At 66.9% G+C, this 23,028-nt stretch carries 18 protein-coding genes and 1 pseudogene; 8 read left to right on the top strand and 11 right to left on the bottom strand.

Features of this window, described 5'->3' with window-relative positions; translation table 11 throughout:
* Window positions 1–5: 5 nt before the first annotated feature.
* Complete coding sequence (locus ACE039_RS09850) at window positions 6–1,034, top strand: diguanylate cyclase (RefSeq protein WP_485822254.1); 1,029 nt, start codon at window positions 6–8, stop codon at window positions 1,032–1,034.
* Window positions 1,035–1,120: 86 nt separating this feature from the next.
* Here the strand turns inward: ACE039_RS09850 and ACE039_RS09845 are convergent.
* Window positions 1,121–1,599: pseudogene (locus ACE039_RS09845) on the bottom strand (Lrp/AsnC family transcriptional regulator).
* A gap of 179 nt (window positions 1,600–1,778) precedes the next feature.
* Between ACE039_RS09845 and ACE039_RS09840 the strand changes: the two are divergent.
* Entirely contained in the window at window positions 1,779–3,062 is a 1,284-nt protein-coding gene (locus tag ACE039_RS09840; RefSeq protein ID WP_105556719.1) for a cystathionine gamma-synthase family protein, read from the top strand.
* Window positions 3,063–3,074: 12 nt separating this feature from the next.
* Here the strand turns inward: ACE039_RS09840 and ACE039_RS09835 are convergent, their stop codons facing one another.
* Complete coding sequence (locus ACE039_RS09835; RefSeq protein WP_485822253.1) at window positions 3,075–4,595, bottom strand: MFS transporter; 1,521 nt, start codon at window positions 4,593–4,595, stop codon at window positions 3,075–3,077.
* Between the two features lie 139 nt (window positions 4,596–4,734).
* Here ACE039_RS09835 and ACE039_RS09830 point away from each other — a divergent pair, with 139 nt between their 5' ends.
* Complete coding sequence (locus ACE039_RS09830; protein WP_485822252.1) at window positions 4,735–5,619, top strand: LysR family transcriptional regulator; 885 nt, start codon at window positions 4,735–4,737, stop codon at window positions 5,617–5,619.
* Here the strand turns inward: ACE039_RS09830 and ACE039_RS09825 are convergent.
* The 7 genes from ACE039_RS09825 to ACE039_RS09795 all read right to left on the bottom strand — a co-directional run bounded on the left by ACE039_RS09825 (window position 5,612) and on the right by ACE039_RS09795 (window position 15,183).
* Complete coding sequence (locus tag ACE039_RS09825) at window positions 5,612–6,298, bottom strand: GntR family transcriptional regulator (RefSeq protein WP_105556722.1); 687 nt, start codon at window positions 6,296–6,298, stop codon at window positions 5,612–5,614. The genes ACE039_RS09830 and ACE039_RS09825 overlap by 8 nt on opposite strands.
* Before the next feature lie 183 nt (window positions 6,299–6,481).
* Complete coding sequence (locus tag ACE039_RS09820) at window positions 6,482–7,471, bottom strand: tripartite tricarboxylate transporter substrate binding protein (RefSeq protein WP_485822251.1); 990 nt, start codon at window positions 7,469–7,471, stop codon at window positions 6,482–6,484.
* Window positions 7,472–7,526: 55 nt separating this feature from the next.
* Window positions 7,527–9,458, bottom strand: coding sequence for an acyl-CoA synthetase (locus ACE039_RS09815; RefSeq protein WP_485822250.1), 1,932 nt, complete (start codon window positions 9,456–9,458; stop codon window positions 7,527–7,529).
* Between the two features lie 17 nt (window positions 9,459–9,475).
* Window positions 9,476–10,609, bottom strand: coding sequence for an acyl-CoA dehydrogenase family protein (locus ACE039_RS09810; protein WP_485822249.1), 1,134 nt, complete (start codon window positions 10,607–10,609; stop codon window positions 9,476–9,478).
* Between the two features lie 9 nt (window positions 10,610–10,618).
* Entirely contained in the window at window positions 10,619–11,815 is a 1,197-nt protein-coding gene (locus ACE039_RS09805; RefSeq protein ID WP_485822248.1) for an acyl-CoA dehydrogenase family protein, read from the bottom strand.
* An 8-nt stretch (window positions 11,816–11,823) separates the two neighbouring features.
* Window positions 11,824–13,005: an acetyl-CoA C-acyltransferase gene (locus tag ACE039_RS09800; protein ID WP_105556727.1), complete on the bottom strand. Its 1,182-nt coding sequence runs from the start codon at window positions 13,003–13,005 to the stop codon at window positions 11,824–11,826.
* 54 nt (window positions 13,006–13,059) lie between these two features.
* Entirely contained in the window at window positions 13,060–15,183 is a 2,124-nt protein-coding gene (locus ACE039_RS09795) for a 3-hydroxyacyl-CoA dehydrogenase NAD-binding domain-containing protein (RefSeq protein ID WP_485822247.1), read from the bottom strand.
* Window positions 15,184–15,347: 164 nt separating this feature from the next.
* On the opposite strand from ACE039_RS09795, the gene ACE039_RS09790 reads away from it, so the two are divergent.
* The 5 genes from ACE039_RS09790 (at window position 15,348) to sodC (ending at window position 20,934) form a co-directional block, all read left to right on the top strand.
* Complete coding sequence (locus ACE039_RS09790) at window positions 15,348–16,277, top strand: LysR family transcriptional regulator (RefSeq protein WP_448710236.1); 930 nt, start codon at window positions 15,348–15,350, stop codon at window positions 16,275–16,277.
* A 54-nt stretch (window positions 16,278–16,331) separates the two neighbouring features.
* Window positions 16,332–17,540, top strand: coding sequence for an AI-2E family transporter (locus tag ACE039_RS09785; protein WP_448710237.1), 1,209 nt, complete (start codon window positions 16,332–16,334; stop codon window positions 17,538–17,540).
* A gap of 3 nt (window positions 17,541–17,543) precedes the next feature.
* Window positions 17,544–18,890 carry a cation:proton antiporter domain-containing protein gene (locus tag ACE039_RS09780; protein ID WP_485822246.1) on the top strand — a complete coding sequence of 449 codons (1,347 nt, stop codon included), beginning with the start codon at window positions 17,544–17,546 and terminating at the stop codon, window positions 18,888–18,890.
* Window positions 18,891–18,932: 42 nt separating this feature from the next.
* A complete protein-coding gene (locus tag ACE039_RS09775) occupies window positions 18,933–20,261 on the top strand; it encodes a DUF445 domain-containing protein (RefSeq protein WP_448710239.1) in 1,329 nt (442 codons plus the stop codon).
* Window positions 20,262–20,409: 148 nt separating this feature from the next.
* Window positions 20,410–20,934: a superoxide dismutase [Cu-Zn] SodC gene (sodC, locus tag ACE039_RS09770; protein ID WP_485822245.1), complete on the top strand. Its 525-nt coding sequence runs from the start codon at window positions 20,410–20,412 to the stop codon at window positions 20,932–20,934.
* Window positions 20,935–20,979: 45 nt separating this feature from the next.
* Here the strand turns inward: sodC and ACE039_RS09765 are convergent, their stop codons facing one another.
* Both ACE039_RS09765 and ACE039_RS09760 read right to left on the bottom strand, forming a co-directional pair.
* Window positions 20,980–21,603, bottom strand: coding sequence for a glutathione S-transferase family protein (locus ACE039_RS09765; RefSeq protein ID WP_313465004.1), 624 nt, complete (start codon window positions 21,601–21,603; stop codon window positions 20,980–20,982).
* 113 nt (window positions 21,604–21,716) lie between these two features.
* The gene (locus ACE039_RS09760) at window positions 21,717–22,937 is read right to left on the bottom strand and encodes an MFS transporter (RefSeq protein WP_485822244.1); all 1,221 of its coding nucleotides are present in this window, start codon (window positions 22,935–22,937) and stop codon (window positions 21,717–21,719) included.
* Between the last annotated feature and the right edge of the window lie 91 nt (window positions 22,938–23,028).

Genomic DNA, 23,028 nt, shown 5'->3' with positions numbered 1-23,028 from the left:
TCACTATGCACCCTCCCATTGACAGCTCGGCTTCCGCGGACCTGAATGCGCATGCGGCCATGGTGCTGCTCGTTGACGATCAGGTGATGGTCGGCGAAGCGATCAGGCGAGCGCTGGCGACGGAGGGCAATATTGACTTTCACTATTGCTCGGACCCCTACAAGGCGCTTACGGTGGCGATCCAGACGCGGCCCACCGTCATCCTGCAAGATCTGGTGTTGCCGGGCGTGGACGGCTTGAGCCTGGTGCAGGAGTACCGCGCCCACCCCGTCACGCGCGACATCCCGATCATCGTGCTGTCCACCAAGGAAGATCCGGCGATCAAGAGCGCGGCCTTCGCGGCGGGCGCCAATGACTATCTGGTGAAGCTGCCCGATTCCATCGAACTGGTGGCGCGCATTCGCTACCACTCGCGGTCGTATCTGGCGCTGGTGCAGCGTGACGAGGCTTATCAGGCCTTGCGCCAGAGCCAGCAGCAGTTGCTGGAAAGCAATATGGAATTGCGCCGCCTGACAAACTCCGACGGTTTGACCGGCCTGGGCAATCGCCGCTATTTCGACGAATACCTCAACGCGGAATGGCAGCGCGCGCGCCGCGACGGCCGTGAGATCAGCATGTTGATGATCGACGTGGACCACTTCAAGTCCTACAACGATACCTACGGCCACATCGCGGGCGACGAAGCACTCAAGCGTGTGGCCAACACCATTTTCGCCAGCTGCGACCGGTCTACCGACCTGGCGGCGCGATTCGGCGGGGAGGAGTTCGCACTGGTGCTGCCGGGCACGCCGGCCGGCAGCGCAAGGCTGGCCGCCGAGAAGCTGCGCCGCGCCGTCGAAGCCATGCAGATTCCGCAGAAGGACGCGGGCTCGGGGTCTTGGCTGACGGTCAGCATTGGCACGGCCACGGCCGTGCCGGCGGGGGAGCAGCCCTGCACCGACCTGATCCTGGTGGCCGACCGGGGGCTGTACCAGGCCAAGCGCCAGGGGCGCAATCGTGTCGTGCCGGGCCAGATGCCGTCCGCGACGGAGTAGGTCGGCGGCCGGCAGTGGGCCGGCAGGGGCGGCCTCCCGGTGCGCCGCCTGACCTGTTGCCACGCTTGGCGCCAAACCCGCGAGATCTACAGATGCAGTTTGGTCGACGACTTGACTTCATGCATCGACAGCGTGCTTAGCAGTTCCTTCACGCCGGGCAGCGTCCGCAGGCGGTTGCGCACGAACTCGGAATAGGCATCGAAGTCGCGCGCCACGATGTGCAGCAGGTAGTCGTGCTGGCCGGTCGTGTTATGGCAGGCCAGCACTTCAGGCATGGCGGCAACAGAGGCCTCGAATGCGTGGCACAGTTTTTCCGTGTGGTTTTCCAGCGAAATGCTGACGAACGCCACCACCCCATCCCCAGCGCGCGACGGTCAAGAATGGCCTGATATCCGCGAATGACGCCCGACGTTTCCAGCCGCTTCAGCCGTTTCCAACAAGGCGATGCCGACAGCGAGACGCGCTCGGCCAGTTCCGCATTGCTGACGCGACCATCTTCTTGAAGGATTTTCATGATTTTCCAATCGATCGCGTCAAGTTGATGTAACAAAGCAGTGTCTTTCATGGATAGGTTATAGCGGGAAATAATATTTCCCATTATCGCAGTCCTGTGATTGAAATGAAAAGAATATTGGCCCGGCCTGCGCCCATACTCCAAGACATCCCGCGGTGGCCGGCGCTATCGTCTTCGAATGCGAAACGCGCCTGCCCGGTCGGCCGGTACTCCAGAGCAAGAGGCACCCCATGACCTATTCGACCTATCACAAGAAAGAATTTTTCGGCCGTCCCCTCCATGCCGAGACGCAGATGATGTCGTATGGCTACGACCCCTTCCTGTCGGAAGGGGCGGTCAAGCCGCCCGTGTTCCTGACGTCCACCTTCGCGTTCCGCTCGGCCGAGGACGGCGCGGCGTTTTTCGATCTGGTATCCGGGCGCAAACCGTTGCCGCAGGGCGAATCGGCCGGGCTGGTGTACAGCAGGTTCAACCATCCCAACCTGGAAATCGTGGAAGACCGGCTGGCCTTGCTGGACGGATCCGAGGACGCCGCGGTGACCTCAAGCGGCATGGCCGCGATCAGCGCGGTGCTGATGGCTTTTCTGCGCCCCGGCGATCAACTGGTGCAGTCGCTACCGTTGTATGGCGGCACCGAAACCTTGATCGCGAAGATCTTTCCGGAATGGGGCATTGGGTCGCATCCGATCCACGACGGCTTGTCGCCCAAGCACATGCGCGCCGCGCTGGAAGCCGCCGCGGCCAAGGGGCCGGTACGTGTGTTCTATGTCGAGACGCCCGCCAACCCCACCAACACCCTGATCGACTTCGAGGCCATGAAGAACGAGCTGGACGCGTTTGAAACGCGGCATGGCTACCGGCCGATCTCGGTGTGCGACAACACGCTGCTGGGCCCCATCTTTCAGAAGCCCGCCGAGCACGGCGTGGACCTTTGCGTCTATTCGCTGACGAAGTACGTGGGCGGTCATAGCGACCTGGTCGCGGGCGCCGTGACGGGCACCAAGGTACTGATCAAGAAGGTGCGCGCGATCCGCAGCGCGTTCGGCTCGCAACTGGATCCGCATTCGTGCTGGATGATCACGCGGTCGATGGAGACCTTGGTGCTGCGCATGAAGCAGGCAGCGCGCACGGCCACCAAGGTGGCGCAGTGGCTGGCGGGCAACCCGTATGAAAAAGTGCGCATCTTTCACCCGGAGGTGATGGCGGACCGTGCGTATCAAGAGGTCTACAAGCGTCAATGCACGGGGCCGGGCTCGACGTTCGCGTTCGTGCTGGATGGCGGGCGCGAGCGCGCTTTCCGCTTTATCAATGCGCTGCACCTGTTCAAGTCGGCGGTCAGCCTGGGCGGCACCGAATCGCTGGTCTGCCATCCGGCGTCGACCACCCATTCGGGCGTGCCGGCGGCCGAGCGCGACGCGGCAGGCGTGTCGGAAGGGCTGATTCGCGTCTCGATCGGGCTGGAGCACGAAGAAGACCTGATCGCCGACATGGACAACGCCTTCCGCAAGCGCTGACCCGCCTGTCCGCTACGCGGCTTGCGCGGGCCGGCGCGTGCGGTTCAGCAGCACGAAGGCGGCGGTCGCCAGCAGCATCACCGTGGCGGTCGCGATCACCGCCGCGTAGCCGGTATCGAAGGCCGACTTGGCGACTTGCGTCAGCGTGACCGCCAGATCCGCCGGCAGGCCCTCTGCCACCATCAGGGCATCGTCCAGGCTGTCGCGCACCGTCGCGGCCTGGGTGACGCCTGCCGGCACGTCCAGCGCCTGCGCATAGACGCCGGTCAGGATCGACCCCATCAACGTCACGCCTAGCGCGCCGCCCAGTTCGTATGAGACCTCTTCGATCGAGGCCGCCATGCCCGCGCGTTCCGGTGTGGCGCTTTGCATGATGGAACTGGACGCGGCCGTCATGGTGGCGCCAATGCCCAGACCCAGCACGGTCAGGCTGGCCATTTGCGCTGTGAACGAGCCGTCATAGCTCAACAGATAGCCGCCCATGCCGGCGCCCGAGACGGTCAGCGCCAGGGACATCAGGCGGGGGCCACGCACGTAGGCGAGCAGCCAGCCGGCCAGCGGACCCGCGACGAACGCGGCCAAGGGCAGGGGCAGGATGTAGAGCGCGGCCTGGATCGGCGACATGCCCAGCACCAGTTGCAGGCGTTGGCTGAACACCAGTTCCATGCCGAACAGGGCGGCGCCCGCGAACAGCGCGGCGGCGACGCCCGAGCTGAATGTGGCGTTGCGGAAAATGGCGAAGTCGATCAGTGGGTACGGGCGGCGGCGCTGGCGGCGCACGAACACGGTCAGCATGACGATGCCTGCGGCGCACGCCACGCCGGCGTGCAGCCAGGACGTTTCGGCCTTGCCCAGTTCTTTCAGCGCATAGGCGCACAGGATCAGTCCGGCCATGATTTGCAGTGAACCCGCCACGTCCCAGGGGCGCGCGGCGTCGGGCCGGCTGGCGGGGATGCAACGCCAGGCCAGCGGCAGCGCCAGCAGCACAATGGGCACGTTGATCAGAAACACCGACCCCCACCAGAAATGCTCCAGCAGCACGCCGCCCACGACGGGGCCCAGCGCCGCGCCGCCCGAGGCGACCGAGGCCCAGATGCCAATGGCGACGGCGCGTTCGCGTTCGTTGGCGAAGGTCAGGCGGATGATGGACAGCGTGGCCGGCATCATCATGGCGGCGCCCACCGCCAGCAGCACGCGCGCCGCGATCAACGCGGCGGCGGCGGGCGAGTAGGCGGCGGCCAGCGAGGCCACGCCGAACACGGCCAGGCCCATCATGAACAGGCGCTTGTGTCCCAGGCGGTCGCCCAGCGTGCCCATGCCCAGCAGCAACCCGGACACGACCAGCGCGTAGACATTCACGATCCACAATTTGGCCGACGCGCCGACACCCAGGTCATGCGTGAGCCGCGGCAAGGCGGTGTACAGCACCGTCATGTCCACCACGATCAACAGCAAGGCGAAGGACACGATGGCCAGCACCAGCCAACGGCGGGGATCGGCCGTGGCGACAGCGTTCGAATGCATCCGCTGCATGGTTCTACTCCTGTGAGGCAACTGAAAACGGGGGCCGCCAGGTGGCTGCGCCGATTTTCGAGGTAGGCATTATCCATCTGTATATTTGCCAGAAAAAGTTTGATTCCATCTATAAAATTGATGGAAACAAGGAGACGCCATGCATTGGACCCTGGATCAACTCCGCCACTTTGTAGCTGCAGCCGACGCCGGCTCGTTTTCGGCCGCGGCGCGCGCGCTGGGCCGCGCGCAGTCCGCCGTCAGTACGTCGCTCGGTTTGCTGGAAGCGGACCTGGGCGTGGAACTGTTCGACCGGTCGCGCCGCAACGCCGCGCTGACCCCCGTGGGCGAAGTGATGCTGCAAGAGGCCCGCGAACTGTTGCGCCAGGCGGGCGGCCTGGATCAGCGCGCGCTGTCGTTCGCCGCGGGCCAGGACGCGCGCCTGTCCATCGCGCTGGACGAGGCCTTGCCGTCCCAGGTGCTGGGCGCGCTGGTGCTTGAGCTGGCGGCGCGCTTTCCGGCACTGGAGCTGACGCAGTTGAATGGCACGGCGACCGAAGTGGCCGACTACGTGCTGCAGGGCCGCGCCAGCATCGCTTTCCACTTTGACCGCGGCGACCCCGGCAGCGCCTTTGCGCACCGCTATCTGGGCAATGTGGAGCAGGCCGTTTTCGTGGCGTCGGGGCATCCGCTGGCGGCGCTGGCCGAGGTGACGCGCAGCGATCTGGCGCGCTACCGGCAATTGGTCATGCAGATGGAAGGGGTGGACGACGTGGTATTGAGCCCGGCGGTGTGGCGCACCGACAGCTTCTACAGCATCGCGGGCATGGTGGCGGACGGCCTGGGTTGGGCGATCTTGCCCTTGAACATCGCGGAATACGAGAGCTTTCGCACGACGTTGGCGCGCGTGCCTTGCACGGGCCTGTCGCTGCCGATGCTGTCGGTGCGGACGCTATGGCTGCAAGGCGCGTCGCTAAGCACGACGCAAACGTGGCTGCAGCAGCGCATGGGCCAACTGCTGGGGGAGCCTGGCGCGGTTAGCTGAGCAGGGCGGTGACGAGGTCGCTGCCCGCCTGGCCTTCGTCCGTGAAGTTCAGCGCCGTCTGGACGTGTTCCAGGTGCTCGTCCATCAGCGCGCAGGCGCGTTCGGTGTCGCCCGCGCGGGCGGCCTCGATGAAGGCATGGTGTTCTTGCGACGAGCAACTGGCGTCGTGCGAGCTTTGATACAGCACCGTGATCACGGCGCTGCGCGCGGACAGTTCGCGCAGCATGCCCGTCAACACGGAATTGCCGACGGTTTCCGCCAGCAGGATATGGAAATGGCCCAGCAGGTGATTGCGCTTTTGCACATCTCCGCTTTCCAGGGCGCGGCGTTCTTCGGCCAGGTGGGCGTCGATGCGGCGGTAGTCGGCGGCGGTGGCGGTGGCCACGAATTGCCTGGCCAGGGCGGCTTCAAGGATGCGGCGCACGGCGTAGACCTCGCGGGCTTCGTTGGCGTCCGGCTTGCTGACGAAGGCGCCCTTGTCGGGCACGATATTGATCAGCTTGTCTTTGGACAGCATCAGCAGCGCCGCGCGGATCTTGGTGCGGCTGACCTTGTAGACCCGTGCCAGCGCTTCTTCGCGCAGCCGGGTGCCGGGCGGAAGCTTGTGCGCCACGATGGCGGCGGCAACTTCGCGGGCGATATCGTCGGCGCTGGGATCTAGCTGAACTTCCTGGGTCATAGGGCGCGGCAGCGGCTGCCGGGAGGGGAAAACGATCGGGCCCCCAGTCTATCAAAAAGCCGAACAGGAACGGCAGACATTTTTTGAATACAAAAATGCCATACCGTCCTGCGCGCCGCCTGCCACGACGCCAGGCCGCGCGGACGGCGGCCGGGGCAGGCCGGCCCGGCCACGCCCCGTGCCTCAGTTCTTCGCCATCAGCCCCAGGTATTCGATCAGGTCCTTTTCCTTGATGTAGGTGGCCTGGGCCCAGTCTTTGTAGTCCTGGCTATTGCGATAGGCGGGCTGCTGGTTCAGCTGTTTCATGACCTCGACGCTGGCGGGGTCGAACAGGGCCTTCTTGAACGCGTCGTGCAGCGTTTTCACCACCGCCGGGTCCATGCCCTTGGGACCTGCCAGGCCGTAGGGCGAGGTGGACACGACTTTGTAGCCCAGCTCTTTCGCGGTGGGCACATCGGGCCAGCGGGTGGTGCGCTTCTCGCCGAAGGTCACCAGCAGCCGCATTTTGCCGGCATCCACGAACTGGTCCCAGCCCGTGGCGTCGCTTTGCGCCATGACGTGGCCGCCCAGCAACGCCTGCTGCATGTCGGCGTTACCCTTGAAGGGCACATGGTTCAGCTTGACCTTGGCATTGATGGCGATTTCTTCGATAAGCAGATGCGGCGACGAGCCGATGCCGGTGGAACCGTAATCGATCTTGCCGGGGTTCTGGCGCGCGGCCTCGATATATTCGTTGAATGTCTTGTAGGGCGAGTCCGAACGCACCGTGAAGCCGAAGGTGTAGCCCGACAGGCCGATGATGAAGCTGAAGTCGTTGATGGGGTCCCAGCTGCTCTTCTGCATATAAGGCATGCGCAGCATCGCCAGCGTGTACAGGCTGATCGTGTAGCCGTCCGGTTTGGCGGTGCGGGCCATCGTGGCGGTGCCCAACGTGCCGCCGGCGCCGGGGCGGTTTTCCACGATGACAGGCTGCCCCAGGTATTTCGAGGCGTCCTGGGCCACGATGCGCAGGTGGCGGTCGGTGGAGCCGCCGGCCGGGAACGGCACGATCAGCGTGATGGGCTTGCTGGGAAACGCGGATTCCGCGCCGGCGGCAAGCGGCAGCGCGGCGCCGGCGGCGGCGGCGAACAGCAGGGCGCCCAGGCAGGCGCGTCGCAGAGGCTTCTTGAGCATGGTGTTGTCTCCAGTGATGTTGTTATGGCTTGTGGGGGCGTGGAACGGCGTCGGCTCAGTCGCGCAAGGCGATTTTTACCGGTAGCCGCGCCAGGGCGTCGCGCAGCTGCTCCTTCAGCGGCGCGGGCGTGCCGGGCGCCGCTTCGACGGCGACGTCCGGTTGCGCATCGGCCAGCACGCGGAACATCTTGCTGTCTTCCGTCAGGCCAGCGGCTTGCAAGGTGCGCGCCACCACGGCCTCTACCGATACGGCGGTGGCCAGGCGGCGCAAATCGGGTTTGTAGATCTTGCCCACGTTGGTCATGGGCATGGCGTCCAGCACGATGACGCGCTTGGGCCGTGCCGGCCCCTCGTCCACATGCGCGGCGGCGTAGGCGACCAGCTCGGCTTCGGTCGCCTGGGTGCCCTCGGCGAGGGTCACGAAGGCCACGGGCAATTCGCCCGCATAGGCGTCCGGCGCCCCGACGGCGGCGCACAGTTGCACGGCCGGGTGCGTGGCCAGCGCATCTTCGATGGTCTTGGGGTCGATGTTGTGGCCGCCACGGATGATCAGGTCCTTGGCGCGGCCCTGCAGATGCAGCCGGCCCTGGTCGTCCATGAAACCCACGTCGCCGCTGATCAGCCAGCCGTCTTCGGTGAAGGCGCGTGCCGTGTCTTCGGCGTCGAGGAAGCCGGGGATCACGTTAGGCGCCTTGAACAGCACCATGCCCGCCACGCCCGTGGGCAGGTCGCGCGCCGCCTGGCCCGACGGAACGTCCAGGCCCACGATCCGCACCTGCACATAGGGCAGCGGGAACCCCACGCAGTTCACGGGAAATTCCGAACCCGGCGGCGTGATGGACGAAATGCCGGCCATTTCGGTCATGCCCAGGCTTTCGTTCACATGCAGCCCGAACAGGCGCTTGAAACGCGCGGCAAGCTCGGCGGGCAGTGGCGCCGCACCGGTGCGGCAATAGCGCAGCGACGAGATGTCGGCGCCGTCCAGCGGCACTTCCGCCAACGCGGCCAGAATGGTCGGCACGCCTTGCAGCGACGTGGCACGGTGCTTTTCCACCAGCCGCCAGTAATTGCGCAGCACGTCGCGGTTGCGCAGCAGCATCGTGGTCGGAATGACGGTTTCCACGCCTGCCGACAGAGCGGCCAGCGAGGCGGGCAGCACCCCCGCCACGTGAAACAGCGGGTAGCCGTTGATGACCACATCGCCTGGTCCGGCGTTCTGCAGCTGCACGGCGGCCCAGGCCGTGAAGACCTGGTTGGCGTGGGTGTGGATGGCCAGCTTGGGGGCGCCGGTGGTGCCGCCCGTGTGGAAGTACGCCGCGACGTCGCTGGCGCGGATCACGCGTTCGCTCACCAGGCGGTCGGCGGGCTGGGCCGAGCGGTTGGCGTTGAAGTCCAGGGCATGGTCGGGCAGGGCGGGGCGGGCTGAAACCGGCTCGTCCAGCGGCGCCACGCGCAGCAGCGTTTGCAGCGTGGGGACGCGTTCGTACAGCCGCAGGGCCTTGGACCACGTACCGCACTCGGCGTCGGAGCCGTAGGCGATCAGCACTTTGGCGCGCGCCGTCGTCATCAGGGACGCCAGTTTGTCTTCCGTCAGCAGCGGGTTCAGCGGCTGAACGATGCCGGCGGCCTCGCCACCCCACAACGCCAGATGGTATTCCAGGCAGCCGGGCAACATCACGCCGACCGTATCGCCCGCGCGCACACCCAGATCATGCAGCAGGTTGGCGGTCTGGTGGATACCGGCCAGCAGTTCCCGATAGCTCCAGCGCACGGCTTCGTCGTCGGGATCGGCCGTGCGCAGGAAGGTCAGCGCGGTCTTGTCGCCGAAGGCCGCGGCCGAATTGCGGAAGATCTCGTAGGTGCTTTGCACCGTCAGGGTTTCAGCCAGCGGCCGCGCTTGCAGCCGTTGGACGTCGGCGGCGCTGCGCACGAGGAAGGGCGCCGCGAAGGGGCGCGACAAGGGCGGGGCGGTTGGGGCCTGCGTCATGTCCTGGCGTCCTCGGTTCAAGCCTGTCCCAGCGCGATATAACGGCGCAGGTGGTGGTCCTCGTCGCCCAATTGATGGTCGATCATCACCAGGCGCTTGGCGTAGTGCGCCAGCGGCAGTTCCCAGGTCATGCCGATGCCGCCATGCAATTGGATGCTCTCTTCGGCCACCAACGTGCCGATGCGACCGATGGTGTACTTGGCGGCCGACAACGCGCGTTCGCGGGTGACGCGGTCGGCGTGGTCGAGCGCGGCGGCCGCATTGATCACGGCGGAGCGCGCCTGTTCGATTTCCAGCAGCACGTCCGCCATGCGGTGCTGTAGCGCCTGGAAGCTGCCGATGGGCGTGCCGAACTGGCGGCGCGTGCGCAGGTATTCCAGGGTGGCGTCGCGGGCGCATTCCATGGCGCCCACGGCTTCCGCGCATAGGGCCAGGATGCCTCGTCCCGTGGCGCGTTCCAGTAACGCATGGCCCGCGCCGGCTTCGCCCAGCAGCGCCTCGGGGGCGAGCCGAACGTTGTCCAGGCCGACTTCAGCGGCGCGTCCCCCGTCGATCAGGCCGTAGCCGCGCACGGTAAGGCCGGGCGTGCCGGCGCTGACCAGGAACAGGCTGATGCCGGCGGCGTCGTCTTCCGCGCCTGCCGTGCGGGCGGATACCAGGAACAGGTCCGCGTGCTCACCCGCGGTCACGACCGCTTTGGCGCCATTGAGGACCCAGCCGTCGCCTGCGCGTTCGGCGCGGGTGCGCACGTGGGCTAGCTCATAGCCGGATTCCGGTTCGGCGTGGGCCAGCGCGGCGGTGATGGCGCCCGCGATCAGACCGTCCAGCGCCTCGCGTTGCGCCGGCGTGCCGACGGCGGCGATGGCGCTGCCGACCATCAGCGCGTCCAGGAAGGGCTCCACGACCAATCCGCGGCCCAGCGCTTCAAAGACCACCGAGATATCGAATCCCGCCCCGCCCAGGCCGCCGTCGGCTTCGGCGAACAACGCGCCGATGGCGCCCAGTTCGGCGTAACGGCGCCAGAAATCCGTGCTGTAGCCCTGCGGCGATTGCGCGTGCCGTTCGCGGGTGGCGAAGTCGTATTGCTCGGTGACAAAGCGGCGCAGCATGTCGGAAAGCATGCGCCGGTCTTCGGTGTGTTCAAAGTTCATGGCCGGCCCTTACAGTCCCAGGATCATCTTCGAGATGATGTTCTTCTGAATTTCATTGGAGCCGCCGAAGATCGACAGCTTGCGGTTGTTGAAGTACTGCGCCGCAGCGCTCTCGGCGCCTTCCGGGCCGATGGGCGGCGCGTCGTAGCCCTCATGCAGCGCTTCGGGCACGAAGGGGCGCGCGTAAGGGCCCATGGCGCGTCGGTTCAATGCCGTGATCTCTTGCCGGATCTGCGTGCCGCGGATTTTCAGCATCGAACTCTCGGCGCCCGGCGCGCCGCCGCCGGCCACCGCCGCCACGACACGCAGGTTGGTGGTGCGCATATTGGCCAGTTCGATCTCGACGCGCGCCAGGCGGGCAGCAAAATCCGGGTCTTCGGCCAGCGGGCGGCCGTGTTTCTTTTGCCGGGCGGCCACGGCTTTCAGGCGCTCCAGCGCGGCGGTCGACTGGCCCACGCCGGCGATGTTGGTGCGTTCGTACGTCAGCAGGTACTTGGCGCAAGTCCAGCCACGGTTTTCTTCGCCCACCAGGTTTTCGACGGGCACGCGCACGTCCGAGAAGAACACTTCATTGACTTCGTGTTCGCCGTCCAGCGTGATGATGGGGCGCACTTCGACGCCGGGGCTGTTCATGTCGATCAGCAGGAAGCTGATGCCTTCCTGGCGCCGCCCTTCTTGCGAGGTGCGCACCAGGCAGAAGATCATGTTGGCGTACTGACCCAACGTGGTCCAGGTTTTCTGGCCGTTGACGATGTAGCTGTCGCCGTCGCGGACGGCGGTCGTCTTGACGGACGCCAGGTCCGAGCCCGCGCCGGGTTCGGAGTAGCCCTGGCACCACCAGTCGCTGCCGTCCAGGATGCGTGGCAGCCAGTAGCGGCGCTGCGCGTCGCTGCCGTATTTGATCAGCACCGGGCCCAGCATGCTCAGGCCGAAGGGCACGATGCGGGGTGCTGCCGCCAACGCGCATTCATTGTCGAAGATGAACTTCTGGGTGGCGCTCCAGCCGGTGCCGCCGTATTCGACGGGCCAGTGGCTGGCCAGCCAGCCTTGCCGGTTCAGGATGGCGTGCCATTCGACCATGTCGGCGCGCGTCAGCAGTTTTCCCTGGCCGACCTTGTCGGACAGACGCCGGGGCAGCTTGGCCGCCAGGAACGCGCGCACGTCGTCGCGGAAAGCGTTTTCTTCGGGGGTGAATTCCAGGTCCATGTCGGTCCTTAATAGATTTCAAACAGGCCAGCCGCGCCCATGCCGCCGCCGATGCACATCGTGACGACGGCATAGCGGGCGCCGCGGCGGCGGCCTTCGATCAGCACATGGCCGGCCAGTCGCGCGCCGGTGACGCCGAAGGGGTGGCCAAGCGCGATGGAGCCGCCGTCCACGTTCAGGCGGTCCATCGGGATGCCCAGTTTTTCCTGGCAGTACAGCGCTTGCGAGGCGAAGGCTTCGTTCAGTTCCCACAGGTCGATGTCCTGCACCTTCAGCCCGTGGCGGGCCAGCAGCTTGGGCACGGCATAGACGGGGCCGATGCCCATTTCGTCGGGCTCGCAACCGGCGATGGCCAGACCGCGGAAAGCGCCCAGGGGGCGGATGCCGGCGCGTTGCGCGTCGGCCGCTTCCATCAGCACGCAGGCCGCGGCGCCGTCGGACAGCTGTGATGCGTTGCCGGCCGTGACGAACTGGCCGTCGCCGCGCACGGGCGCCAGGCCGGCCAGGGCTTCATAGGTGGTGCCGGGACGATTGCAGGTATCTTTGTCCACCGTCACTTCGCGTTCGCTGACGGCGCCGGTGGCGCGGTCGGTGACGGACATGGTGGTGGTGACGGCGATGATCTCTTCGCGATAGCGGCCGGCGGCTTGGGCGGCTTCGGTGCGCGCCTGGCTTTGCGCGGCGAAGCGGTCCTGGGCTTCGCGGCTGATGCCGTAGCGGGCCGCCACGATGTCGGCCGTTTCAATCATGGGCAGGTAGAGTTCGGGCTTGTTGGCGACGATCCAGGGGTCCATGCCGCTGACGCCGTCGTCGCGCGTGCGGATCTGCGACACCAGTTCCACGCCGCCTGCGATCGCGGCGGGCGCGCCGTCCAGCACGATGCGCCCGGCGGCCGAAGCGATGGCTTGCAGACCGGATGCGCAATAGCGGTTGACGGTGGCGCCGCCGACGCTGACGGGCAAGCCTGCGCGGATCACGGCCTGGCGGCCGATGTTGCGGCCGGTGGCGCCTTCGGGATAGCCGCAGCCGATGAAGGCGTCTTCGATCAGGGCGGGGTCGATGCCGGCGCGATCGACCGCGGCGCGCACGGCGTGGGCGGCCAGCGTGGGGCCGGCGATCAGGTTGAATTCACCGCGCCCCGCCTTGGTGATGGGGGTGCGGGCGGTAGAGACGATAACGGCTTCGCGCATGGGATGTCCTGTGGAATTGGGTCGGATCGAAAGCAGGGAAAGCGGGGCCGCGGATCAGTCCGCCTGGTTGAGGCTGGCGAAGTTGCGGCCGGACTCGGCCAACTGCACGAGCAGCGGCGACGGCTTCCAGAATGCGGGGTCTTCGTGGGCGTAGCCGCGGATGTCCGCCAGGACCTGGTCCAGGCCCACGCTGTCGGCGTAATGCATGGGGCCGCCGCGGTAACGCGGGAAGCCGTAGCCGGACAGGAACACCACGTCCACGTCGGAGGGGCGCAGCGCAATGCCCTGGTGCAGCACGTTGGCCGCTTCGTTGATCATGGCGGCCAGGTAGCGGCGCTGGATGTCCTCGTGCGTGAACGGGCGTGGCGTGACGCCGGCGCGGCGGCGCTCTTCGTCGATGATGGCCAGCACTTCCGGGGCGGGCGCGCCCACGCGCGCGCCGTCGGGATACAGGTAGAAGCCGCGCCCCGTCTTCTGGCCGAACCAGCCGCGTTCGCACAGGCGGTCGGGAATCTGTACATAGCGCAACGCGGGATCGCGCGTGGCGGCGCGGCGCTTGCGGGTCGCCCAGCCGATGTCGCCGCCGGCCAGGTCCGCCATCTGGTAGGGTCCCATCGGGTAGCCGAACTCGCGCACGGCGGCGTCGATGTCGTAAGGCGATGCGCCGTCTTCCATCATCATGTCCGCGGCCTGGCGGTGCACGGCCAGGATCCGGTTGCCGATGAAGCCGTCGCATACGCCGGCGCGCACCGGCGTCTTGCGCAGCCGCCGCGCCAGGTCGAAGCCGGTGGCCACCGTGTCCGCGGCGGTGTGTTCGCCGACCACGATTTCGAGCAGCTTCATGATGTTGGCGGGCGAGAAGAAGTGCAGCCCCAGCACGTTGCCCGGCACGCGCGTGGCGCAGGCAATGCGGTTCACGTCCAGGTAAGAGGTGTTCGTGGCCAGCACCGCGCCGGGCTTGGCCACGCGGTCCAGCTGCGCGAAGACGGCAAGCTTGACGTCCATGTCCTCGAACACGGCTTCGATGATCAGGTCGGCGTCGTTCAGCGCGTCATACGTGGTCGCGCCCGTGAAACGCGCCATCCGGCCGTCGCGCTCGTCGGTGGTGATGCGGCCTTTCTTGACCAGCAGGTCGTAGACCTGGGCCACGCGCGCGCGGCCACGTTCCAGCGCCGCTTCGTCCTGTTCGACCATCACGACGGGCAGCCCGGCGTCCAGCACCGACACGGCAATGCCCGCGCCCATCGTGCCGCCGCCCACCACGCCGATCTTCTCCAGCCGGCGGGCGCGCGCTTCTTTCAGTTCAGGGATCTTGGTGGTTTCGCGTTCGGCAAAAAAAGCATGCACGAGGCCGGCCCGCTGCGGGCTTTCCAGGCATTGCAGGAAAAGGGTGCGTTCGGTGCGCAGGCCTTCATCGAACGGTTGTTCGATGGCGGCGCGCACGGCCTCGACGATCTTCGCGGGCGAGTACAGGCCGCGCAAGGTCGTGGCGACTTGCTCGCCGGCAGCAGACGCTTCCGCCAACGCCGTGGCCTTGTCGGCCAGCGCGGCGGCGGCATCGCGGCTGCGGCGTGGGCCGGCGCCCTCGGCCAGCAACCGCCGGGTGTAGGCAAGCCCCGCAGCCAAGGCATCGTCACCTTCTCCGATGGCATCGACAAGGCCGGCCTTCAGCGCGGCCTCGGCGGACAAGTGCTTGCCCGAGAGCATCAGATCCAGCGCCGCGCGGGCGCCGATCAGGCGGGGCGTGCGCTGCGTGCCGCCCGCGCCCGGCAGCAGGCCCAGATTCACTTCCGGCAGGCCCAGCTTGGCGGTGGACAGCGCCAGCCGGTAATGCGCGGCCAACGCCACTTCCAGTCCGCCGCCCAAGGCCGCGCCGTGCAGTACGGCCACCACGGGTTTGGCGCTGGCTTCAATCTGGTTGCATACGTCCGGCAGGGCGGGCGGCTTGGGAGGTTTGCCAAATTCGCGGATGTCGGCGCCGGCAATGAAATTCTTGCCTGCGCCCACCAGCAGGATGGCGCGCACCTGCGCATCGGACTGCGCGGCCTGGATGCCGGCCGCGAGATCGCGGCGCACATCGGCGCTAAGCGCATTGACCGGGGGATGATCCAGCGTGATGACCAGGATGTCTTCGTCGCGGCGCGCGTGGGCAGCGCCGGCAGGGCTCTTGTCCGTCATGGGACCTTGTCTCCAGTGGGGCGTCCGCCGTGGCGGCGCCTGGCGGGCCGGGAACGGCTCGTCTCTTATCTTCTTATTCTTTCCCAGTAAAGATGTCTTGACAATGGCATCTGGAATTGACATGGCGGATAATAAAATTTGACAATGACAGTGGAGGACCTGCTATGGACACCAAATCCCTGACATTGCTGGTGGAAATCCTGGATGCCGGCAATCTCAGCGAGGCCGCGCGGCGCCTGAAAATGACGCGCGCCAACGTCAGCTATCACTTGAACCAGTTGGAGCGCTCGGTGGGCATGCAACTGGTGCGGCGCACCACGCGCCACGTTGAAGCCACCGAGATCGGACTGAAGCTGTATCAGCATGGCCGCAGCATCCAGGACGAACTGGTGGCGGCCCGTGAGTCCGTTGAAACCTTGGGAAAGACGCCGCAAGGCAAGGTGCGCCTGAGCGTGCCCAGCGGCTATGGGCAGTTTGTGATGACGCCGTGGCTGCTGGAATTCAAGCAGGCGTATCCGGACATCGTGCTGGACGTGCTGTTCGAGAACAGCGTGGACGATCTGCTGCGCGACGAAGTCGATATTGCGGTGCGCATCATGTCCGAACCGCCGCAAAACCTGGTGGCGCGCGAATTGGGCAAGGTCCGCTACGTGGCATGCGCGTCCAAGGCCTACGCTGACTGCCGCGGCCTGCCGCAGCGCCCCGAAGACCTGGCGGGTACGCCCGTGATCAGCGCGGCGGTCATCGGACGGCCGCTGCGGCTGTCCGCCTACTACGGTGGCGAGCCGCGTCAGCAGGTGGTGCTGGAACCCACCGTGATATCGCGCAATTACGCGTTCCTGCGCGATGCGATCCGCGCCGGGCTGGGCGTGGGCGTCGTGCCGGACTATGTGGTGCACGACGATATCGCCCGCGGCGACCTCCTGGCGGCGCTGACCGAATGGCGGTTGAGCATCTTCGGCCGCGCCATGTACATGCTTTATATGCCGAACCGGCACCATCCCCGGGCGATTTCCATGATGATCGAGTTCATCCTGGAACGGGCCCAGCGGGGGCACGAGGGCCAGGCGGGCTTGCTGGCACCGGCAGGCTGACCCGCCAGGCACGCAACTTGCTGTCCCCCATCCCATATCGAATGCGGGGGCAAGATGGAGATCACGACACCGGTGCAGCCGGCGGCGGACGCGGCGGAGCGGGCGAGGCCGGCGGAAGCCGCCGACGGGGATACGGGCGTCCCCGATAAGGTGACGGCCCAGGACGCCGGGTTGATCCCGGATTCGCCGCCCGATACGCCCCATGTGTGGGCACGCGGCGCCTGCCTGACCACGCTGACGGTCCTGGCGGTGTTGTTCACGCTCAAGCTGGCGCAGGAATTCATCGTGCCCGTGGTCATGGCGATCGTCATCGCCTATGCGCTGGACCCCATCGTGAGCCTGATGGGACGCGCCCGCGTGCCGCGCGTGATCGGCATACTGATCCTGATGTTCGCGATCGCCACCGGCCTGGCCGGGCTGGCCTACGTGACGCAGAACCAGGTCAGCTCCATCGTGCAGGCGTTGCCGGAGATTTCCGGCAAGCTCTCGCGTATCCTGGCCGGTGTGTCCAGCGGCGACGGTTCCATTTTTGAAAAGATGAAAGGCGCGGTCAGCCTGCTACAGGACAACGGCGGAATCGTGCCCGGCCGGCAGGTGGTCGTGGCCAAGTCCGATTCCGGCCTGAGCGATTTCCTGCTGTGGGGATCGAAGGGCGTGGCGGCCTTTATCGGGCAGGCGACGATGAGCGCATTCCTGGTGTTCTTCCTGCTGCTGTCTGGCAATGCCTTCAAGCGCAAGTTCGTGAAGGTGGCGGGAACGACCTTGTCGCAGAAGAAGATCAGTGTGCACATGCTGGACCAGATAAACAGCGCCATTCACCGGTACATGGCGATGATGCTGGTGACGAACCTGGCGTTGGGCCTGATGTCGTGGATCGCATTCCGCCTGTTGGGCCTGGAGAACGCGACGACCTGGGCGGTGGTGGCCGGCGCATTGCACATCATTCCTTACTTTGGTCCGTTGCTGACGGCGGTGGGGACGGGGATCGCGGCGCTTATCCAGTTCGGCGAGCTCGGCCCGGCGCTGGCGGTGGCCGGCAGTTCGGTGGCCATCGCCTTGTTGATGGGCGTGGTGGTCACGACCTGGATGTCGGGGCGCATCGCCAGGATGAACGCCGTGGCGGTGTTCATGCTGCTGTTGCTGTTCACGTGGTTATGGGGCGTGTGGGGAACGCTGTTGTCGGTGCCCCTTGCCTTCATCGCCAAGGTGGTCGCCGACCACGTCGAAGGGCTGGAAGCCGTGTCGGAGTTCCTGGGCGAATAGGCAATGAATATCGAAGCGGTCTGGTTTCTGCTGATCGGCGCGTTGTTCGTCTTGATGGTGGTGTCGAAGCGGCTGATCGATGCGCTGCCCATGACGGGGGCCATGGTGTATCTGGGGGTCGGCTTCCTGATCGGCCCGGCGGGCTTGGGGCTGCTGAAACTGGACCTGTACGGCGATAGTCACTTGCTGCGTCTGGCGACCGAAGCGGCGTTGCCCGTTTCACTGTTCGCCGTGGGCATGCACTTGCGCGTGGCGTGCGGGCACGCGTTGTGGCGCTTGCCCTTGCGTCTGGCCGCCCCAGCCATGTTGCTGACCATTGGCTTGATGACGGCGTTCGGGCTGGGCTTCCTGGGCCTGGACCTGGGCGCGGCGCTGCTCATGGCGGCCGCGTTGGCGCCCACGGATCCGGTGCTGGCCAACGAACTGCGGCCGCGCGAAGCTGGCGATGACGAGCCGCTGCGCTTTGCCTTGTCGGGCGAGGGCGGCGCCAATGACGGGGCGGCGTTTCCCTTCGTGGTTCTGGGCATTGCGTTATGCAACGCGGGCCCGGCGGGGCTGGCGCACCCTTGGCCGCTGGCGGCCGCGCTGATCTGGGGCGTGGCCGGGGCGGTGGCGATCGGCTGGCTGATGGGCACGCTGGGCGAACGTCTGATCGCCATGCTGCGTATCCGTTACGGCAACGCCTTGGGGCTGGACGAATTCCTGGCGCTGGGCCTGATGGCGCTGTGCTATGGGGCGACGTTGCTTGCCCACGGCTACGGCTTTCTTGCGGTCTTCTGCGCGGGGGTGGCGTTGCGCCAGCAGGAATTGCGCGCCACTGGCAGTGCGCGCAAACCACGGGATGCCTTGCAGGAAGTGACGCTTGCCGAACAGGAACAAAGCGAACAGGACCCGCGTCTGGCGCATGCGCAACTGGCCGAATCGATGATGGCGACCTCGGTGGGGATGGAACGGTTCGCCGAGTTGGCGCTGATGCTGATCATCGGCTGCGTGGTGTCCGCGCATTGGCGCGAACTGCTTGGGTGGACGCCGCTGCTGGTGGCCGCCGTGCTTTTCGTGGTGGTGCGGCCGGCCAGCGTCATGCTGGCGCTGGCCGGCTCCACGCTTGATTGGCGGCAGCGTGGGCTGGCAAGCTGGCTGGGTATTCGCGGCGTCGGCACGTTCTACTATTTGCTGCTCGGGGTGGAGCAGGCGCCCGATGCGGTGGCTAGAGCACTGGCGCCGCTCTTGCTGGCCACCATCGTCGCGTCGGTGCTGGTGCATGGCATATCGGCCTCGCCCTTGATGGGGTGGTACGCGACGCGCCTGTCGGCGCGAACGCGCCGCGGCAAGACATCGCGGCCTACGTAGGCCGGGGTTGGTATGCTGACGGCTTGCTCCGACGGAAACCCTATGCCCGATACGTCCCGATCCCCGACGCCGTCAGCCCCCCATTCCGCCTTGGCGTCCGACGTGCGCCGCACCCAATTGCGGCGCATGAAGCTTGCCGCGCTGGCCTTGCTGGTTGCCATGATCAGCGGCTTCATCACCAGCCACGTGATGGGCGGGCAGGGCGTGTGGGCATGGGTGCGGGCATTTTGCGAAGCCGCGACGGTGGGCGCGCTGGCGGACTGGTTCGCGGTGGTGGCGCTGTTTCGCCGGCCGATGGGCCTGCCCATCCCGCACACCGCCATCATTCCCAGCAACAAGGATCGCATCGGCGACAACCTGGCCGTGTTCGTCCGCGACCATTTCCTGGACCCGGACACCTTGATGGAAAAGCTGCGGGTGTTTGATCCCGCCGCCCGCCTGTCCCGCTGGCTGGTGCGCCCGCGCCAGGCGCATGCGCTGAGCGACGGCGCCCGCCGGGTGGCCTTGCAGACGCTGGACCTGTTGGACGACCACGCCGTGCGCGGTGTCATCCAGGAGTTCGTGGTGAAGAACCTGCGCCGCTGGGACGCGGCCGGGACGGTGGGCGAGGTGCTGGGCCTCTTGACCCGCGACGGGCGCCATCAGGAACTGCTGGATGCGGCCATGGAACGGCTGGGCGGGTACCTGGGCGAAGACGACGTGAAGGAACGCGCCTCGACGCTGCTGGTGAAGTTTGCCCGCAAGGAATGGCCGCGCATCATCGCGGCCGTCGACGTCGTCAAGTCGGTGGACGGCATTGCCGACAACCTTGCCGACCGGCTGGCCCTGGCGCTGGTGCAGGAGGTGCGCGACGTGCTATCCGAACCCGACCATCCCGTCAGGCGCGACTACGAGGCCTGGGTGCTGAACTACATCGAACGCTTGAAGTCCGATCCGGCCCTGTCGGCGCAGGTCGAAGAGCTGAAGCAGCGCGCCATCGACCATCCGAAAGTGCAGGAGTACGTGCAGGGCCTGTGGGATGACATTCACGCGGCGTTGCGGCGCGATCTGTCGAACGAGGAGTCGGCGCTGGCCCGCCATCTGGAAAGCGCCTTGCTGGCGCTGGGCCGCAAACTGGGTGAAGACCCGGGGCTGCGCGACGCCATCAACAACCACGTTCTTGGCAGCGCCCGGCGCCTGACCGGCCGCCTGCGAATCGGCGTGACGGAGCATATTTCGCGCACCGTGAAGCACTGGGACGAGCGCCATCTGGTTGACGAACTGGAACTGAGCGTGGGGCGCGATCTGCAATACATCCGCTTCAACGGCACCCTGGTGGGCGGGCTGATCGGCGTGGCGCTGCACGCGCTGGTGCTGCTGGTCAATCGTTAACAAGGCTGATCGCTTGTATCAGGAATGAAGAATGCTGGCCGACGGGGCGGCGCCGGTGCTATTGTCATTGGCGCCCCGGGCGTGGCCGGCGCAGTCCGCGCCGCGCCGGGCACCCGCACTTCGCGTGCATGATTCCAGGAGGCACTTCATGAAGAAAATCTCGATGCTTGTCGCGGCGCTGGCACTGGCGGGCGCTTCGGGCGCGGCGCTGGCCGAAGACGTCTCGATGTCGTTCCTGACGGCCGACGGCATAGGCAAGAGCGCTGGCACGATTTCGCTGAAGGACACCAAAGGCGGCTTGGAGATCACCCCCAACCTGACGGGCCTGCCTCCAGGCGAACATGGCTTTCACGTTCATGAAAAAGGTTCGTGCATGCCGGGTCCGGTGAACGGTCAGACGGCGCCCGGCGGCGCGGCCGGCGGCCATCTGGACCCGAAGGGCACCAAGGCCCACAAAGGCCCGACGGCGACGGATGGCCATCAGGGCGACCTGCCATTCATCGTGGTGGCCGCCGATGGCACCGCGAAGAAAGCGGTCGTGGCGCCCCACTTGAAGCTGGCCGACGTGAAGGCGCGTGCGGTCATGGTGCATGTGGGCGGCGACAACTACAGCGACACGCCCGCGCCGCTGGGCGGTGGAGGCGGCCGCCTGGTTTGCGGTGTAGTGAAGTAGTCGAAGCGCCCGCCCAAACGCGTCGGCAAGGGCTGCGGCTGCCGCTCAGGCCGTGCCGTTGCGGCCATGCAGCCGGTAGCCTTCCCGCCCGGCCAGCCGGTCGTAATAGGCGGAGACCGCGGGCAGGGCGGGCTTGTCGAAAGGCGTGGCGAACCACCGGTTCACCGATAGCCCGACGGGAATGTCCGCCAGTGAAAACGCATCGCCCGCCACATGGGCGCCGGTCTGCGCCAATTGCTGTTCGAGGATGCCCATGAAGTGCGCCCAGCCCTGGCACGACGCCTGGATGCTGGCCGCGTCGCGGTGGTCGGGTGATTGCCGCGCCAGCGCCATGAAGGCGTAGCTCCAGGACCGATTCAAGTCGGTCGCCTGCCAATCCATCCATTGATCCACGCGGGCGCGCAGCCGGGGCTCGGCGGGATACAAGTGCTGCCCGCCGTATTGCGCGGCCAGGTATCGGATGATGCTGTTCGATTCCCACAGCACGAAATCGCCGTCCTGGATCACGGGCACCATGGCATTGGGGTTCAGCGCGAGGAATCGCGGATCGTTGGTCGGCTGAAAGCCCTTGCCCCAGTCTTCACGGGTGAAGGGCAGGTTCAGCTCGGCACAGGCCCAAAGCACCTTGCGCACGTTGATGGATGACGCTTTACCCAGTATTTTCAGCATCTTGCAGCAGAGCCCGTGAAGAGAATCCGGGCAGTCTAGCGGCCGCCGGGACGGTCCGCCAGATACAGATCGGGGCCACCCCGTGCGTAACAGCCGCGGATGGCGGGGCGCAGTCAGGCGCCTGCCGGCTGGGGCTGATGGCGAAGCCGCCGCACGGGCGACGCGAACAACACAAGGAACTGCACCAGGAAGCCCGCCGTGGACACCCACAGGCAGGCTTCCAACCCGACCCGCGCGGCAAGCGTGGCGCCGATCAGTGCGCCGACGGGACGGGCGCCGAACGTGGCGGTCAGGATCACGGCCGACACGCGGCCCAACAGCGCGTTGGGCGTGACGGCCTGGCGCAAGGTGGTGGTGGTGATCGTCCAGAGGATGGGGCCCGCGCCGAACAGGAAAAAGCCCACGGCCGCCCACACGCCGGACGGAAAGACCAGTGTCGACAGCAGGATGCCGCTTGCCGCCAACGCCGACAGCGGGCCCGAGGCGATCACCGCGCCGAACGATAGCCGGCGCGCCAGCCAGGGGGCGGCCAACGCGCCCGCCAGCATGCCGCCACCGTACACGCCCAGCGTGACGCCCACGCCGGCGGCCGACAAGCCCAGGCGTTCGATGGCGTAGACGACGTAGACGGCCTGCAGCACGAACCAGGCGGTATTGAAGAACACGGCGGTCGCCAGTACCGGGCGCAATAGCGGATGCGTGCCGACAAAGGCGGCGCCTTCGCGCAGTTCGGCCAGCACGCGATGGCGGGCGGCCGGCTGAGGGGTGTCGGACGGCAGCCCCGCCAGCAGCACCGCCGCCAGCAGAGACAGCGTAGTGGCGATCACATACGCGATGGGGGCGCCGATCCAGCCGACCAGCGCGCCGCCTGCCGCGGGCCCGGCCGAAAACGCGCTGCTGCGCGCCAGCTCCAGCCAGCGGTTGGCGCTGGCCAGCTCGCTGGCAGGCACCAGCCGGGGCACCAGCGCCGGCGCCGCCACGTTATAGGCGACCGTGCCAACCGCGCCCAGGAAACCCAGCGCCGCCAGCCAGTTCAGGCTCAGACCGCCCATTCCCAGCAGCGCCAGCAAGCCCAGCAGGCTGGCTGCGCGCACGCATTCGGCGGCCGTCATCAGGGCGCGGCGCGACATCCGGTCCGCCAGCACGCCGGCGGGCAGGGATAGCAGCAGGAACGGCAGGGTCTGCGCGGTCTGTAGATAGCCGGTCTGCGACGCCGTGGCGCCCAGCGCCAGCACGGCGACCAACGGCGCCGCCGCCAAGGCCATCTGTTCGGAAAACTGGGCGGCCAGATTCGAGGCGGCCAGACGGCGGAAAGCGGAGGGCAGGGCAGGCATGGGCGACGCCCGTTCGGGGCGCGGTAAACGGCAAGGGCACGATCATGATCGTGCCCTTGGTGGCCTGCACTCCGTTCCTTGCGCCGGCCGC

The sequence above is a fragment of the Achromobacter maghribensis genome, from assembly GCF_057334215.1.
The sequence above is the reverse complement of the archived record's forward strand: the minus strand, read 5'-3'. Positions and strand labels throughout refer to the sequence as shown.